This window comes from Hymenobacter gummosus, from assembly GCF_003970915.1.
Classification (GTDB): Bacteria; Bacteroidota; Bacteroidia; order Cytophagales; family Hymenobacteraceae; genus Solirubrum; species Solirubrum gummosum.
The window spans coordinates 359,347-373,839 of the sequence record NZ_RXOF01000003.1 but is presented as its reverse complement, the minus strand read 5'-3'; the positions used below and the strand labels follow the sequence as shown (position 1 = coordinate 373,839).

7 protein-coding genes are annotated in these 14,493 nt (G+C 64.8%); 6 read left to right on the top strand and 1 reads right to left on the bottom strand.

Annotated features, from left to right (window positions below):
* Positions 1-14: 14 nt before the first annotated feature.
* The 6 genes from EJV47_RS07595 (at position 15) to EJV47_RS07570 (ending at position 12,935) form a co-directional block, all read left to right on the top strand.
* Positions 15-1,571, top strand: coding sequence for an MGH1-like glycoside hydrolase domain-containing protein (locus EJV47_RS07595; RefSeq protein ID WP_126692545.1), 1,557 nt, complete (start codon positions 15-17; stop codon positions 1,569-1,571).
* Positions 1,572-1,783: 212 nt separating this feature from the next.
* Positions 1,784-3,391, top strand: a complete 1,608-nt coding sequence (locus EJV47_RS07590) for a glycoside hydrolase family 28 protein (protein WP_126692544.1) — start codon at positions 1,784-1,786, stop codon at positions 3,389-3,391.
* A gap of 56 nt (positions 3,392-3,447) precedes the next feature.
* On the top strand, positions 3,448-6,255 hold the full coding sequence (locus EJV47_RS07585) for a glycoside hydrolase family 95 protein (protein ID WP_126692543.1): 2,808 nt from the start codon (positions 3,448-3,450) through the stop codon (positions 6,253-6,255).
* Between the two features lie 77 nt (positions 6,256-6,332).
* Entirely contained in the window at positions 6,333-9,908 is a 3,576-nt protein-coding gene (locus EJV47_RS07580) for a malectin domain-containing carbohydrate-binding protein (protein WP_126692542.1), read from the top strand.
* A 417-nt stretch (positions 9,909-10,325) separates the two neighbouring features.
* A complete protein-coding gene (locus EJV47_RS07575) occupies positions 10,326-11,921 on the top strand; it encodes a sodium:solute symporter family protein (protein WP_126692541.1) in 1,596 nt (531 codons plus the stop codon).
* An 87-nt stretch (positions 11,922-12,008) separates the two neighbouring features.
* On the top strand, positions 12,009-12,935 hold the full coding sequence (locus EJV47_RS07570) for a dihydrodipicolinate synthase family protein (RefSeq protein WP_126692540.1): 927 nt from the start codon (positions 12,009-12,011) through the stop codon (positions 12,933-12,935).
* A gap of 223 nt (positions 12,936-13,158) precedes the next feature.
* Here the strand turns inward: EJV47_RS07570 and EJV47_RS07565 are convergent, their stop codons facing one another.
* On the bottom strand, positions 13,159-14,052 hold the full coding sequence (locus EJV47_RS07565; protein ID WP_126692539.1) for an AraC family transcriptional regulator: 894 nt from the start codon (positions 14,050-14,052) through the stop codon (positions 13,159-13,161).
* Positions 14,053-14,493: the final 441 nt, after the last annotated feature.

The window sequence follows — 14,493 nt, the reverse complement described above, 5'->3', positions numbered from 1 at the left end:
CCGAATCCACCCGCATGACTTTCCGCCATACCACCGCGCTTCTGCTTTCCTTTGGCCTGCTCGCCGGATCCGCCGCCCAGGCCCAAACCGGCTTCGTGCTCAGCGACGCCACGCTGCGCGCCGACGTGGCCCGCTTCAACGAGCTGGAAAAGGAGGACGTCATCAATCTGGTGCCCAACGCCCAGGCGGCCGACTGGCTCAGCCAGCAGGTGCCGCGCTTCGAGTGCCCCGATTCGGCCCTGCAGCATACCTACTACTACCGCTGGTGGTGCCTGCGCAAGCATCTCAAGCAGACGCCCGACGGCTACGTGTTCACCGAGTTCATCACCCCGATGAAGCACGCGGGCACCCACAACACCATCAGCAGCGCGCTGGGGCACCATATCTACGAGGGCCGCTGGCTGCGCAATCCGCAGTACATCGAGCAGTACACCAAGTTCTGGCTGTACGTGGACTCGAAGCGCACGGCCCCGCGCCTGCACGGCTTCAGCAGCTGGCTGCAGGACGCGGTGTGGAACTTCCACTTAGTCAATCCGAACAAGCCCTTCGTGCAGGAGCTGCTGCCCGCGCTTAGTGCCGACTACAAGCTCTGGGAAAAGGAGCGGATGCTGCCCAGCCAGATGTTCTGGCAGTACGACGTGAAGGACGCCATGGAGGAATCCATCAGCGGGGGGCGCAAGGTGAAAAACGTGCGCCCGACCATCAACAGCTACATGTACGGCAACGCCAAGGCCCTGGTGGAAATGGCCCGGCTGACCGGCACCGACTCGCTGCAACGCAAGTACGCCGCTAAGGCCAAGCAGCTACGCGCCGACGTGCAGCGCGTGCTCTGGGACGACGAGGACGCGTTTTTCAAGGTGCAGTACGAGAAAGGCGGCCTCTGCGAGTGGCGCGAGGAGCTGGGCTACATCCCGTGGTACTTCTCCCTGCCCGCCGACAAGGCCAAGTATGCCCGGCAGTGGGCGCAGCTCACCGACGAGGGCGGCTTCAAGGCGCCCTGGGGCCTGACCACGGCCGAGCGCCGCGCCCCCGGCTTCCGCACCCACGGCTCGGGCCACGGCTGCGAGTGGGACGGCGCCGTGTGGCCCTACGCCACCACCCAGACGCTAAAAGGGCTGGCCAACCTGCTCACCGCCTACAAGCACCAGGACGGCATGAGCCGGCAGGTGTACTACGACGAGCTGCGCAAATACGCCCTCTCGCACCGCAAAAACGGCCAGCCCTACCTCGGCGAATACCAGGACGAGAAAAACGGCGAGTGGCTGAAGGGCGACAACCCGCGCAGCAGCTACTACAACCACTCCGGCTTCGCCGACCTCATCATCACCGGCCTGGTGGGCCTGAAGCCCCGCGCCGACAACGTGGTGGAGCTGGTGCCGCTGGTTCCCGAGGGCCAGTGGGACTATTTCTGCCTCGACGAGCTGCGCTACCACGGCCGCACCCTTACCATTATCTGGGACAAAACCGGCCAGAAGTACGGCAAAGGCCCGGGCCTGCGCGTGTTTGCCGACGGTAAGGAAATCGGGCGGGCGGATAAGCTGCAGCGCCTGACGGCCAAGCTACCGGGGTAGTACAGGAAGGAACCCAGAACGTCATGTCGAGCTTGCCGAGACATCTCGCGTGCTGACGTTGACCGACTGAGAAAAGAACGTCATGCTGAGCTTGCCGAAGCATCTCTACCGCTTCGTCAGGTACTATTCAACGAAGCGGTAGAGATGCTTCGGCAAGCTCAGCATGACGGCCTGATTGAGCAGGCCAGCCATAGCTTAAAGCGACTCTTACCATGACTCATACTTTCCCTGCTTCCTTGCGCCGCTCCTTCCTCGGTCTGCTGCTTCTGCTGCTCGGCACCTCCGCCGCCCAGGCCCAGCAGTACTACAACGTGCTCAAGTACGGGGCCCGCAACGACAGCACCAAGCTCAGCACCGAGGGCATCCGCAAGGCCATTGCGGCGGCCAGCAAGGCGGGCGGGGGCACGGTGTATTTCCCGGCCGGCAAGTACCGCACCGGCCCGATTCACCTGAAAAGCAACATCACCATCGACATTGACGCCGGGGCCATTCTGTACTTCAGCGACAATTTCGACGACTACCTGCCGATGGTGCCCACCCGCTACGAGGGCATCGACATTACCAGCTTCTCGCCCTTGTTCTACGCCTACAAAGCGGAGAATATCACCATCAAGGGCCGGGGCATCATCGACGGGCAGGGCAAGAAGTGGTGGGACTTCGCGGAGGGCAAGTCCAGGGCCAGCCAGGATTCGAAGTGGCAGCAGGAGTTTTTCCGGCTGAACAAGGATATTCTGAAGCCCGATCTGCCGGGCGTGATTGAGCGCGGCTTTATGCGTCCGCCTTTCATCCAGCCGATGTACTGCAAGAACGTGCGCATCGAGGGCATTACCATCCGCAACTCGCCGTTCTGGACCGTCAACCCCGAGTTCTGCGACAACGTGACGGTGACGGGCGTGACCATCAACAACCCCAAGTCGCCGAACACGGATGGCATCAACCCCGAGTCCTGCCGCAACGTGCACATCTCCGACTGCCACATCAGCGTCGGCGACGACTGCATCACCATCAAATCGGGCAAGGACCGGGCGGGGCGGCAGATGAACGTGCCGGCCGAAAACTACACCATCACCAACTGCACCATGCTGAGCGGGCACGGCGGGGTGGTTATCGGCTCGGAAATGTCGGGCGGGGTGAAGAAAATCACCATCTCGAACTGCGTATTCGACGGCACCGACCGGGGCATCCGCATCAAGACGGCCCGCGGCCGCGGCGGGGTGGTGGAGGACATTCGCGTGGATAACGTGGTGATGAAGAATATCCGGGAGCAGATTATCGTGCTCGACATGCAGTACGCCAACTCCCAGCCCGAGCCGGTGTCGGAGCGCACGCCGCGCTTCCGCAACATCCACTTCAGCAACATTACCGCCGAGGGCAACCAGGCCGGTTTGCTGAACGGGCTGAGCGAAATGCCCATCGAAAACGTGACCTTCTCCAACCTGAACCTCGACGCCAAGCAGGGCTTCACCGTGCGCGAAGCCCGCAACGTAGCCTTCCACAACGTGCAGGTCAACACCCAGATTGGGCCGGCCGTGCGCGCCGAAAACGCCCAGCAGCTCCGCCTCGACGGCCTGCGCGGCCAGGTGCCCGCCGGCGCCCCGCTGGTGGAGCTGGGCAACGTGGCCGAAGCCTTCGTGTACAACTGCTTCCCGGCCCTCGGCACCGACACCTTCCTGAAGCTGAAAGGCGCCGACACCCGCGGCATCGTGCTGCAGAACAACTACCTGAAGGCGCTGAAAACCCCGATTACCAAGGGTGAGGAAGTAAAGCAGCCGGTGGAAGTAACTGCTACTGAAGTGCCGGCGGCTCCTGAACGCCGCTAGAACAGCTCTGCGAACCTCCGCGAAATCCTCAGCGCACCTCTGCGGGAACCAATCGTATGATCCGCCTGCCCATCCTCCTCCTGACGCTGCTCCTCAGCCTCACCGCCGCCGCCCAGCAGCCGCTGACGCTGTGGTACAACAAACCCGCCGAGAAGTGGACCGACGCCCTACCCCTGGGCAACGGCCGCCTCGGCGCCATGGTGTTCGGCGGGGTGGGGCAGGAGCGGCTGCAGTTCAACGAAACCACCTTCTGGACCGGCCGCCCGCGCCCCTACGCCCGCCCCGGTGCCGCCCGGTACCTGCCGCAAATCCGGCAGCTGCTGGCCCAGGGCAAGCAGGCCGAGGCCGAAGCCCTGGCCGCGGAGCACTTCATGGGCCTGAAAGACCACGAAGAAGGCTACGAGCCGCAAAAAGCCGCCTGGCTGCAGCGCATCAAGGCCGTGGGTGCCGCGCAGGCCGCGGCTGCCCCCGGCTGGCAGCCCATCCGCATCCCCACGCCCAACGGCTGGGAGGCCGCCGGCCTCGAAGGCCTCGACGGGGCCGTGTGGCTGCGCACGAGCTTCGAGCTGCCCGCCGCCTGGGCCGGCAAAGACCTGACGCTGAGCCTGGGCCGCATCCGCGACCAGGACCTGACCTACGTCAACGGTCAGCTCGTCGGTACCGACGAGGGCACGACCAAGAAGCGGCGCTACCGGGTGCCCGCAGCCGCGCTGAAGGCCGGCCACAACGAGGTGCTCATCCAGGTTATCAACTACTACGACAAGGGCGGGCTGATCGGGGTGAAGGAGCAGCAACCGGTGTTCGTGGCCTACCCCGAGGGCGCCGACCCGGCCACCGGCGTAGCCCTGAACCCCGGCTGGCAGTACTGGGTGCAGGACCAGAATCCGCCGCTGACGCCCACCTTTCAGGCTGCCTACCAGCCCTTCGGCGACGTGCTGCTGGACTTCCCGCACGCCGAAGCCAGCGCGTATGTCCGGCGGCTGAATATTGATCGGGCGGAAACCGTGACGGCCTACAAGCACAACGGCGTGCCGTACATCCGGGAGTATTTTGCCAGCCACCCGCGCAACGCCATCATCGGTCATCTAAGCGCCGGGCTGAAAGGCAGCCTGACCTTCACGGCCCGCTTCGACAGCCCGCACCAGCAGCGCCGCAGCTACCGCGTGGACGACCACACGCTGGCCCTGGCCGTGCAGGTGCGCGACGGGGTGCTGCGCGGCGTGAGCTACCTGCGCGTGGCCGCCAGAAACGGCCGCGTGACGGTTACCGACCAGCAAATCCAGGTGGAAGGTGCCGACGAAGTGACGCTGTACCTGACGGCCGCCACCAATTTCGAGGACTACCAGCACACGGCCGCCGACCCCGAAAAGCGCGCCGCCGCCTTCATGCGCGGCGTGAGCGGCCAGAGCTTCGGCAAGCTCCAGCGGGAGCACCAGCGCGATTTTCAGCAGCTGTTCAACACCTTCGCCGTCGACCTGGGCCACGGGCCGAACGAAAAGCTGCTCTTCACCGACGAGCGGATCCGGCAGTTCAGCCCCACGGCCGACCCCGCGCTGCTGGCCCTGTACCTGCAGTACGGCCGCTATTTGCTGATTTCCTCTTCCCGCGCGGGCGGGCAGCCGGCCAACCTGCAGGGCTTGTGGAACGAGTCCTTGACGCCTTCCTGGGGCAGCAAGTACACCACCAACATCAACCTGCAGATGAACTACTGGCCGGCCGAGCTGCTGGGCCTGTCGGCCTGCACGGCGCCGCTGTTCGGGCTGATTCAGGAAGCGGCCGAAGCGGGTAAAGTCACGGCTAAGGAGCACTACAACGCCGGCGGCTGGGTGCTGCACCACAACACCGACCTGTGGCGCGGCACGGCGCCCATCAACGCCTCGAACCACGGCATCTGGGTGACGGGCGCGGCCTGGCTCACGCAGCCCATCTGGGAGCATTACCAGTTCACGCAGGACAAAACATTTCTGCGCCGGCAATACCCGGTGCTGAAGCAGGCCAGTCAGTTTTTTCTCGACTTCCTGGTGAAGGACGAGCGTACCGGCTGGCTGATCAGCACGCCCTCCAACTCGCCCGAGCACGGCGGGCTGGTGGCCGGCCCCACGATGGACCACCAGATCATTCGGGAGCTGCTGCGGACCACCAGCGCCGCCGCCGAAGTCCTGGGCGTGGATGCGGAGTTGCGTCAGCAGCTCACCGATAAAGCCCGGCAGCTGGCCCCGAACCAGGTGGGCCGGCACGGGCAGCTGCAGGAGTGGTTGGAGGATAAGGACGACCCCAAGGACACTCACCGCCACGTCTCGCACCTCTGGGGCGTGTTTCCGGGCACCGACATCCCATGGGCCGACCAGCGGCTGACCCAGGCCGCCCGCACCTCCCTGCTGCAGCGCGGCGACGAGGGCACCGGCTGGAGCCTGGCCTGGAAAGTCAACCTCTGGGCCCGCCTGCGCGACGGCAACCACGCCCTGCGCATCCTCGAAAACCTGCTGGCTCCGGCCGAAACCGGCACCGGCAGCGAGCGGGGCGGGGTGTACCACAACCTGTTCGACGCCCACCCGCCCTTCCAGATCGACGGCAACTTCGGCGGGGCAGCCGGCATGGCCGAAATGCTCGTGCAAAGCCACGCCGGCTACCTGGACCTGCTGCCCGCTCTGCCCGCGGCCTGGCCCAGCGGCGAAGTGCGCGGCCTGCGCGCCCGCGGCGGCTTCATCGTGAACCTGCGCTGGCAGGCCGGTAAGCTGAGCGCGGTGGAAATAAAATCGGAAGCCGGCCAGCCCTGCGAGCTGCGCTACGGCGACCAAAAGCTCAGCCTGAACACGAAAGCCGGTAAAACCTACCAGTTCAATGGTGAGCTTCGGAAGATCTAGAGCTAGAATCAGCTCCCCTCCTCAGCTGAGCAGGGGAGCTGATTCTAGTCTAGCTGCGGTAGCCCTCAAATAGCCTCATGCGAAGTCATTTCTTACCCCGTCCGCTCTTCCTGCTGCTCCTGCTGCTGACCACGGCCGGAGTACAGGCCCAAACTGCGCTGCGCACCGAGCTGCCGCTACTCGACGGCTGGCGCACGGCGGCCGACGACCGGAATCAGCAGGCCCACAACGGCTTTGAGCGGGCCGAATACGACGACAAGAGCTGGCAGCCGGTGGCCGTGCCCCACAACTGGGACGCCTACGAGGGCTACCGCCGGCAGCGCCACGGCAACCGCCACGGCTATGCCTGGTACCGCAAAACGTTCACGGCCCCTGCGCCGGGCAAGGAGCAGCGCAGCTTCCTGTTTTTCGAGGGCGTGGGCTCCTACGCCACCGTCTGGCTGAACGGCCGGCAAGTCGGCACGCACGCCGGGGGGCGCACCACCTTCACGCTGGACGTGACCGAGGCGCTGCGCCGCGACGGTGGCGCGAATCTGCTGGCCGTGCGCGCCGACCACCCCGCCGGCATTCAGGATTTGCCCTGGGTCTGCGGGGGCTGCTCCGAGGAGCGGGGCTTTTCAGAAGGCTCCCAACCGCTGGGCATCTTCCGCCCGGTGGCCCTCGTCACCACCAGCGCCACCCGCATCCAGCCCTTCGGCGTGCACATCTGGGCCGACTCCACCCTGACCGCCCAAGCCGCCCGGCTGAACGTGACGACCGAGCTGAAAAACTACGGCGCCAAAACCCAGACGCTGACGGTGCTCAACCAGCTGCTGGACCGGCAGGGTAGGGTAGTGGCCGAAGTAAAAGGCCGGCAGAAGCTGGCCGCCGGCGCCGCGCTGGAGCTACGCCAGCAGCTGCCGCCGCTGAATCAGCCGCACCTGTGGTCCTTGCAGGACCCGTACCTGTACCGGCTCGTCACCCGCATCAGCGCCGGCAAAAAGGCGCTGGACGAGCTGACGACGCCCTACGGCATCCGCTGGATCAGCTGGCCCATCGGCAAGGCGGCCGCGGCCGGGCAGAAGCAGTTTTTGCTCAACGGGAAACCCGTGTTCATCAATGGCATTGCCGAGTACGAACACCTGCTGGGCCAGAGCCACGCCTTTACGCCGGAGCAGGTTCGCACCCGGGTGGGGCAGATGAAGGCGGCCGGCTTCAACGCCTTCCGCGACGCCCACCAGCCCCACAACCTGCGCTACCAGGCCAACTGGGACTCCCTGGGCTGGCTGTGGTGGCCGCAGATGGCCGCCCACGTGTGGTACGACACCCCGCAGTTCCGCCAGAACTTCAAGACCCTGCTCGTCGACTGGATCAAGGAGCGGCGCAACTCGCCCTCCATCGTGCTCTGGGGCCTGGAAAACGAAAGCACTCTGCCGGCCGACTTCGCTCGGGAGTGCACCGCGCTTATCCGCCAGCTCGACCCCACGGCCTCGCGGGAGCGGAAAGTGACGACCTGTAACGGCGGCCAGGGCACCGACTGGGACGTGCCCCAGAACTGGACCGGCACCTACGGCGGCGACCCGAACCTCTACGGCACCGACGTGGAGCGGCAGGTGCTCATCGGCGAGTACGGCGCCTGGCGCACCCTCGATCTGCACCGCTCAGGGCCGCCCGCCATCAACGCCGGGCCCTACAGCGAAGACCGGTTTGCCCAGCTCATGCAGCTGAAAGTGCGCCTGGCGGAAGCGGCTAAAGACAAGACGGCCGGCCACTTTTTCTGGCTGCTGACCTCCCACGACAACCCCGGCCGGGTGCAGGGCGGCGAAGGGCAGCGGGAATTGGACCGCATCGGGCCGGTGAACTACAAGGGCCTGCTCACGCCCTGGGAAGAGCCCACCGACGCCTTTTACATGTTCCGCTCGCACTACGCGCGCAAAGACAAGGAGCCGATGGTGTACCTGGCCTCCCACACCTGGCCCGACCGGTTTCTGACGCCCGGCCGCCAGGACAGCCTCATCGTGTACTCCAACTGCGATGAAGTGGAGTTGTTCAACGACGTGGACGCCGTGTCGCTCGGCCGGAAAAAGCAGGGCGCTTTCGGCACGCACTTTCAGTGGGACCAAGTCGACATCCGCTACAACGTGCTGCAGGCCGTGGGCTACGTGGCCGGTAAAGAGGTGGCGCGCGACCTTATTGTGCTGCACCACCTGCCCCAGGCGCCGAACTTCGCTAAGCTGCTGGTGGAGGCAAAGCCGCTGACGGCCCCGCAGCCCGGCCTGAACTACCTCTACCGCGTGAACTGCGGCGGCCCGGCATACGTCGACGAGCACGGCAGCCGCTGGAGCTCCGATGGCCCGCGCACCGGCCCCGGCACGGCCGGCTCCGCGTCCTGGACCGAAGACTTTCCCGGCCTCGCGCCCTTCTTTGCCAGCCAGCGCCGCACCTTCGACCCAATTCGGGGCACCCGCGACTGGGCCTTGTTCCAGACCTTCCGCTACGGCCGCGACAAGCTGCGCTACCACTTCCCGCTGCCCGACGGCGAGTACCAGGTGGAGCTGTACTTCACCGAGCCCTGGCTGGGCACCGGCGGCGGCCTGGACTGCACCGGCTGGCGCCTCTTCGACGTGGCCATCAACGGGCAGACTGTGCTTAAAGACCTCGATATCTGGCGCGAAGCCGGCCACGATGCCGCCCTGAAAAAGACCGTTCGGACCCGCGTGACGGGCGGGGAACTGGTGGTGTCCTTCCCCCGCGTAGCCTCCGGGCAGGCGCTGATTTCGGCCATTGCCGTGGCCAGTGCTGATGCCAACGCAAAGCCCGCTCCGGCAGCCCCGGCCGTTATCGGCAGCCTGCTAATCAATGACCCCAAAGCCGGGCAGTGGGCGGCCGCAACCTGGCTGGATACCGGCGTGCAGCCCTACACCGATGCCCCGGCTACGCTCAGCGGCCTGCCCTCGGCCCTGTACGGGGCGGAGTGGCTGCGGCGGCCGCTGAAACCGGCTACTGCGGGCCCGAACGCCGCCACGTTCCAGCTGACCACGGCCGCCGACGTGTACGTGGCCGTCGATGCCCGGCAAAGCAGCCGGCCGGCCTGGCTGAAAGACTACGAAGACACCAAAACCACCGTCGACATCAACCAGCAGGCGGCCCGCGCGCTGCGCGTGTACCGCCGCCGCTTCCCGGCCGCCGGCCTCGTTACGCTCGGCCCCGATGCGCCCGGTCTGCTGCCCGCTTTCGTGGCCGTCGGGCGCACCAGCAACATCGAGCCGGCCTACGATTTGAAGGCCACCACCGGCTACAAGCCCGCTACGGCCCGGCTCAGCGGCCCCGGCCTGACACGCGAAACCGTCAACGGCAAGGAAAGCGTGACCTTCAAGGAAGCCAGCGGCGCCGCCCTGGAGTGGACCATTCAGACCGGCGTGGCCGACGTGTACTCGCTCACGGTGCGCTACGCCAATCCGGTGGGCCGTCCGCTCACCGGCAAGCTCACGGTATCGGCCGCCGATGGCACTTTGCTGCGCGAGGAAACGGTGGAGCTGGTGCCCTCCAAGCCCGGCAAGTGGAACTACCTGGCCTCCTCCACCGGCACCATGATTAACGCCGGCAGCTACCGCATCCGGCTCACGGCCACCGACGCGGCCGGCCTGAGCGTGTCGGGCCTGGACGTGCAGTAGGGGCCTCCCCCCCGGCGGCCGATGGCCTCACCCCCCGGCCCCCTCTCCCGCAGAGAGGGGGAGCCTGACGTCAGCAACGGCAGCGGGACCAATGAGCCTGATGCTCATGGCTCCCGCTTTGTGTTTCCGCGTCGTTGAATGATGTCTTCTGCGGCGGGGTGGCTGAGCCCGCGCTCAGCCACCCCGCGTCGTTGCTGACTCTGCTGATGTCTGGCTCCCCCTCTCCATGGGAGAGGGGGCCGGGGGGTGAGGCCATCGGCCGCCGGGGGGGAGGCCCAGGAGGTAGCCTATACGTCAATATTCTACAATACTCGGGGAACATCATACACGGCAGGGGCTCAGCGCGAACCTAGCTTTGTATAAGTCACCAAGCTCCTCTTGCAGCGCCGGTTCGCGGCATTTTGCCCTTCTTGTACCATGAGCAATCTGCGCGTCCTCGACCTTGTCATCATTGCCCTGTACCTGGTGGGTATGGTGGCCGTGGGAGTGTACTTTTCCCGCCGAAACGTCAATCCGGAGCAATATTCCTCGGCTTCGGGCCTGATTCCGGGCTGGGCCATCGGCCTGTCCATCTACGCGACGTTTCTGAGCAGCAACACGTTTCTGGGCGTGCCGGGCAAGGCCTTCGGCACCAACTGGAACGCCTTTGTTTTCAGCCTTTCCATGCCGCTGGCGGCCTGGGTGGCGGCCCGCTACTTTGTACCATTTTACCGTAGCACCGGCGAAATATCGGCCTACACTCACCTGGAGCACCGCTTCGGCAGCTGGGCCCGCACCTACGCCGTTATCTGCTTTCTGCTCACGCAGCTGGCCCGCATCGGCTCCATCTTCTTCGGCATTGCCCTCACTTTGCAGGCGCTGACGGGCTTTTCCATGGAGTGGATTATGCTCATCACCGGCGTGTGCATCATCGTCTACACCGTGCTGGGCGGCATCGAGGCCGTTATCTGGACAGAGGTGGTGCAGGGCGTCATCAAGACCTTCGGCGCCCTGCTGATTCTGTACCTGGTCGTCGACAACCTGCCCGGCGGCGTGGCCGCGGTGGCCCGCATCGGGCAGCAGCACGACAAGTTCAGCCTGGGCGGTTTCGCGCCCGACTTCACCACCTCCACGTTCTGGGTGGTGCTGCTTTACGGCTTCTTTATCAACCTGAACAACTTCGGCGTCGACCAGAACTACGTGCAGCGCTACCACACGGCGGCCTCGGCCCAGCAGGCTTCGAAGTCCATCTGGCTGTGCGTATGGCTGTACGTGCCGGCGTCGCTGCTCTTCTTCGTCATCGGCTCGGCCCTGTTTGCCTACTACCAGGTGCACCCCGAGCTGATTGAGGCCGTGAAGCTGAAAGTGGCCGCCGAAAAGCTGGCCCCCGGCGCCTCGGCCGCCGAAATTGCCCGCGCCGCCGCCGCCCTCGTGCCCGCCGACTACGGCGACAAGGTGATGCCCCACTTCATGGTCACCAAGATTCCGGCCGGCTTCGTGGGCCTCATCGTGTCGGCCATTCTGTCGGCGGCCATGAGCACCATCAGCTCGGGCATGAACGCCTCGGCCACCGTTTTCACCGCCGACATCTACCAGCGCTACTTCAAGCCCGAGCTGACCGGCCGGCAGATGCTGCGCCTGCTGCACCTCGGTACGGTCGTCGTCGGCCTGGCCGGCATGGGCGTGGGCATTGCCATGATTGGCGTCAAGAGCGTGCTGGATGTGTGGTGGGAGCTGTCGGGCATCTTCGCCGCGGGCATGCTGGGCTTGTTCCTGCTGGGCGTCATCAGCCGGCAGACCGGCAACGCGGAGGCCCTCACCGCCACCATTATCGGCGTGCTGGTGATTCTGTGGATGACCTTCTCCGACCGGCTGCCCGCCGACCTGGCCGCCCTGCGCAATCCGCTGCACAAGAGCATGATTATCGTCGTGGGTACGCTCACGATTTTCCTGGTGGGCCTGCTGCTGGGCAAGCTGCGCCGCCACAAAACGCTACAAGAAAACCCGGCGCCGGCCCACCACTCGGTGGTTTAGCCGGCCTCCCGCCTGACGCTGTCATTCCACAACCGGGCCGGTACCACACACACGCCGGCCGCCCTCATAAGTTTGGTCACCAAGAAAATGGAAAAATCGCGCAAGGGATTTATCCCGGTCATGCTCACGCCTTTTCAGAGCGACGGGCAAGTCGACTACCCCGCCCTTACCCGCCTGACGGAGCTGTACTTAAAGGCCGGCGCCGCCGGGCTGTTCGCCAACTGCCTGTCGAGTGAGATGTTCGAGCTCAGCGCCGAGGAGCGGCTGCAAACCATCCGCCACGTCGTCGACGTAGTGGGCGGCGAAGTGCCCGTGGTGGCTACCGGCACCTTCGGCGGCAGCATCACCGAGCAGGCCGATTTCGTGAAGCAGGTGTACGGCGCCGGCACCGAGGCCGTCATTGCCATTACCGGGTTGCTGGCCACCCAGCAGGAGTCCGACGAGGTGTTCAACGAGCGGGTGTTCGAGCTGCTGGACCAGACCTCTGGCATCCCGCTGGGCTTCTACGAGTGCCCCGAGCCCTACAAGCGCCTGCTCTCGGCCGAGCAGCTGCGCAGCTTCGTGCAGACCGGCCGCGTCATCTACCACAAGGACACCTGCCTCGACATCGACTGCGTGCGCGAGAAGCTGGCCGCCGTGCAGGGCCACAACTTCGGCCTCTACGACGCCTACATGGTGCACGCGGTGGACTCGCTCAAGGCCGGCGCCGCGGGCCTGTCGTGCATCCAGGGCAACTTCTTTCCGGAGCTGATCGTGTGGCTCTGCAACAACTACGACAACCCCTACCTGACGGCGGAGGTGGCCGAAGTGCAGAGCTTCTTCGTGCGCAACATGAACGTGATGCACCACGTGTACCCCATCGTGGCCAAATACTCGCTCAAGCAGCGCGGCATCGACATTTCCACCTTCACCCGCCGCAAAGTGGGCACGCTGTCCAGCAGCGTCCGCAAGGGCGTCGATACCCTCTGCCACGACTACAGCAACCTGCGCCGGGAGCTGGAGTGGGCGGCGTAAACCGCTGGCGTTGTTTTAGCTGTCATCCTGAGGCGTAGCCGAAGGACCTTCCTCGCACCCTGCACCGCCGCTGATGCCAACGTGCAGACGCTGCTCCATCGGAACGACAAAAGCGCAGCCACTACCGATTCGGTTAGTGGCTGCGCTTTTCCGTTGGTGCGGGGTACGAGGAAGGTCCTTCGCAAGCTCAGGATGACGTGCTGATTTTACCGTTGCTTGTACACTACGCCGCCACCAGCTCCCGGTAGCCGCGCAGGTACTTGCGCTTGTACTCCAGCGGGGTCATCTTGGTGATTTTCTTGAAGTGTCGGTAGAAGTTCGACACGTTGTTGAAGCCGCAGTCGAAGCAGATGACCTCGGTGGGCAGCTTGTCCTCGATGAGCAGGCGGCAGGCCTGGCTGATGCGGATTTCGATCAGGAAATCGTAGTAGGTCTTCTTGGTAATCAGCTTGAAGTAGCGGCAGAACGAGGTGACGCTCAGGTTGCTGATGCTGGCCACTTCCTCCAGCGTGATGTCGTTGCGGTAGTTCGACATCGTGTAGTTGCACACCTTGTTGATGCGCTGCGCATCCGCCTCGCTCGACTGGGTGAAGGCGTGGTGCTTGGAGGCAATGGTTTCGGTTTCCTCCGTTTCGGAAAGGATTTTCAGGATGGAGAGAAACACGATGATGCGCTCCAGGTCGGTGGCCTTCACGGCTTTCACCATCAGCTCGGCCAGCTTTTCGCGGGCTTCGCCGGTGATGAGCAGCCCGCTCTTGGCCTTCTCGAACAGCTTGGGCACCAGGTAGGCCTCGGGCAAGCCCAGCAGGTAGCGGCCCAGGCACTCGGGCATGAACTGGATGACGATGGCCTCGACTTCCAGGTCCTCGTTGTGCTGAAAATACTCCTCGTGGCAGCGCCAGGAGTGGGGCAGGTTCTGGCCCAGCAGCACAATTTCGCCGGCCGAGAAGTTGCTGATGTTGTCGCCGATCAGCCGCACGCCCTCCCCGCGGATGTTATACACCAGCTCCAGCTCGGGGTGGTAGTGCCACATGGTGCCGAAGTTGGGCTTCACGTCGTGGCGGATGCTGAAGGAGCTGTGGGAGCTGATCGGAATTTTGTGAAAGTGAGCCTTCATGGGAATGCGGGTGAGCAGGAACCAGTGAGCAGAATGGTGAGAAACGGCCGGCCTGCGGTGGGACGACAGGCCGCGGGTGGGGCGGGAGCGGAACGGTAGCCGGCGGCTCCGGCTCCGGCACTCTAGGATATTATCCTGCCCTCGTTTAGCCGTGGCAACGGCGCAATCGATGGCGTCCCAGTTAGTGCGTACTCACTAAAGTAGAGCACCCCCCGGGCGGTACTCTCCTGTAGAGTACTGCTCCGGTTTTTTTTTCTGAGCCGCTTTAGCCGCCGGGAGCCGCTATTCGGGGGAGTTTTATCTTAAAAAACCTTCATTTTCAGCCGCAAAATGGGCCAGCGGCGGCCGGCCGGGCCGGGCAAAAAAACACGGAGCAGGAGAGTGAAAAAACGCCGCAAACAAGGCTGGACGGTATCGTTTTCGGTAGCCGGCGGGCTATGC